2 protein-coding genes are annotated in these 2,058 nt (G+C 59.4%); one reads left to right on the top strand and one right to left on the bottom strand.

Annotation, left to right across the window (positions count from 1 at the left end):
* Positions 1–45 precede the first annotated feature (45 nt).
* Complete coding sequence (dksA, locus tag AC1DVH_RS30115) at positions 46–486, bottom strand: RNA polymerase-binding protein DksA (protein WP_007971100.1); 441 nt, start codon at positions 484–486, stop codon at positions 46–48.
* 334 nt (positions 487–820) lie between these two features.
* Between dksA and AC1DVH_RS30110 the strand changes: the two genes are divergently transcribed.
* Positions 821–1,993: a pyridoxal phosphate-dependent aminotransferase gene (locus AC1DVH_RS30110; RefSeq protein ID WP_477756867.1), complete on the top strand. Its 1,173-nt coding sequence runs from the start codon at positions 821–823 to the stop codon at positions 1,991–1,993.
* The last annotated feature ends 65 nt before the right edge of the window (positions 1,994–2,058 follow it).

The raw sequence follows: 2,058 nt of genomic DNA, 5'->3' as shown, positions 1-2,058 counted from the left end.
CAAAAACGGAGCGTTCGCACGCTCCGTTCTTCGTTCAAGTCGCAATTATTTGCCGACTTGCTTTTCCTTGATTTCCGCCAGGGTCTTGCAGTCGATGCACAGGTCGGCGGTAGGACGCGCTTCGAGGCGCTTGACGCCGATCTCGATGCCGCAGGATTCACACCAGCCGTACTCTTCGTCTTCGATCAACTGAAGTGTCTTGTCGATCTTCTTGATCAACTTGCGTTCGCGATCGCGGGCACGCAGTTCGAGGGCGAATTCCTCTTCCTGGCTGGCACGGTCTGCCGGGTCAGGAAAGTTGGCCGCTTCGTCCTTCATGTGGTCCACGGTCTTGTCGACACCTTCCATCAGCTCTTTCTTCCACTGATTCAGGACCTTGGTGAAGTGCTTGCGCATGGGTTCGCCCATGTACTCTTCGCCGGCTTTCTGAACATAGGGCTCGAAGCCGCTGATCGCCTGGTTTTGCTGCTTTGCTTGGGTGGACATGAAATAGACCGCCTCTACTCTTGTAATCCATCTGCGCAGGATTGCTCCATCACCGGCACCTGCTCGGCCCTGCGGCTGCAAGCGGGCGAACTTACCAGATCAACTCGGGCCGCGCTACTCCCGGATGTCGAGCTCGCGGCACAGGGTGCTTGCAAATGATGACAAACCGTTGTCTGGTGGCTCTGGAACCCTGCTCAATTATTGATTTTAGTCAATCCTTGCGCGCGCGCTCGAGTCGTTTGTGATCGGGGTTACAAGGCCTCTGACCGCTTTAGGTTCTCGCTCGTTCCTGCGCTTGGGTAGAATCGGTTTTTTCTCCGTTGAAGGAAGGCCAATGGCTCAGCCCTACAGTGCCCGCAGTCGCGCAATCGAACCTTTCCATGTCATGGCGTTGTTGGCGCGGGCCAATGAATTGCAGGCGGCCGGCCACGATGTGATCCACCTGGAAATCGGCGAGCCGGACTTCACCACCGCCGAACCGATCATCCAGGCTGGCCAGGCTGCGCTGACAGCGGGGAAAACCCGTTACACCGCCGCGCGCGGCATTCCGGAGCTGCGTGAGGCCATTTCGGGCTTTTATCAGCAGCGTTATGGTTTGAACATCGACCCGCGGCGCATCCTCATCACGCCTGGCGGGTCCGGCGCGTTGCTGCTGGCCAGCGCTTTGCTGGTCGACCCCGGTAAACACTGGCTGCTGGCGGACCCGGGCTACCCGTGTAACCGGCATTTCCTGCGGCTGGTCGAAGGCGCGGCACAACTGGTACCGGTCGGTCCGGATGTGCGTTATCAATTGACGCCTGGCCTGATCGAGCGTCATTGGGACCACGACAGCGTCGGCGCATTGGTGGCATCGCCAGCCAATCCGACCGGCACGATCCTGACCCGCGACGAGCTGGCGAAGTTGTCTGTTGCGATCAAGGAGCGCCACGGTCATCTGGTGGTCGACGAGATTTATCACGGCCTGACCTACGGCACCGATGCGGCCAGCGTGCTGGAAGTCGACGACAGTGCATTCGTTCTGAACAGTTTTTCGAAGTACTTCGGGATGACCGGTTGGCGGCTCGGATGGCTGGTGGCCCCCGACGCGGCCGTCGGTGAGCTGGAAAAGCTCGCCCAGAATCTCTACATCAGTGCACCCAGCATGGCGCAGTACGCTGCACTGGCCTGTTTCGAACCGGCAACCATCAGCATTCTCGAAGAGCGTCGCGCCGAATTTGGCCGGCGTCGGGATTACCTGCTGCCGGCCTTGCGTGAATTGGGCTTCGGCATTGCGGTGGAGCCGGAAGGAGCTTTCTACTTGTACGCCGATATCAGCAAGTTCGGCGGCGATGCCTTCGCGTTCTGTAAACACTTTCTCGAAACCGAGCATGTGGCATTCACCCCGGGGCTGGATTTCGGGCGTTATCAGGCCGGGCATCATGTGCGGTTCGCCTATACGCAAAACATCGAGCGTTTGCAGGAGGCGGTCGAGCGCATTGCCCGTGGGTTGCGGAGCTGGCAAGGCTGATGCGATTTCATCCTCCCCCCCGTGGGTTGCGGAGCTGGCAAGGCTGATGCGATTTCATCCTCCCC

It is taken from the genome of Pseudomonas sp. P4_C3 (genome assembly GCF_056402075.1).
The sequence above is the reverse complement of the archived record's forward strand: the minus strand, read 5'-3'. Positions and strand labels throughout refer to the sequence as shown.